Genomic DNA, 422 nt, shown 5'->3' on the forward strand with positions numbered 1-422 from the left:
TCCTTCATCGCCTGTACATGCCAAGGCATTCACCAGATGCCCTTACCTCACGCTTGAGAGTCCACACCACCAACGACAATACTGGGTAGCATTTGCCATTAGCTGTATCGGTGTGGTTATTAAACTCAGCCAGATAATCTTGTGTGTACAACATTTGATCGACTTTCCGCTGCTTGCCTTGCGGCAAACACCAAAAAACCAATCCCATGTCGCCACGGCATCGATTAAAAAACCCATTCACAATGTCAAAGAGGCTCGCAACGCGAGCCATATCACCGGACGTATCCGGCAAACCGCTACTCTTCATCCCTAGAGAATTTGCTGGTTAGCAAATGGTGGAGCTTATCGGGATCGAACCGATGACCTGATGCTTGCAAAGCAACCGCTCTCCCAGCTGAGCTAAAGCCCCTCACCAAATGCTG

1 protein-coding gene and 1 tRNA gene are annotated in these 422 nt (G+C 49.5%); one reads left to right on the plus strand and one right to left on the minus strand.

Annotation, left to right across the window (positions count from 1 at the left end):
* The coding region (locus JQK15_RS26635; protein ID WP_214869684.1) for a hypothetical protein at positions 1–313 on the plus strand (313 nt) is incomplete at its 5' end.
* 20 nt (positions 314–333) lie between these two features.
* On the opposite strand, the gene JQK15_RS26640 is transcribed toward JQK15_RS26635, so the two are convergent.
* A tRNA-Ala gene (locus tag JQK15_RS26640) sits at positions 334–409 on the minus strand.
* Positions 410–422: the final 13 nt, after the last annotated feature.

Origin of the sequence: Sphingobium sp. BHU LFT2 (genome assembly GCF_018604485.1) — a bacterium.
GTDB lineage: Bacteria > Pseudomonadota > Alphaproteobacteria > Sphingomonadales > Sphingomonadaceae > Sphingobium > Sphingobium yanoikuyae_A.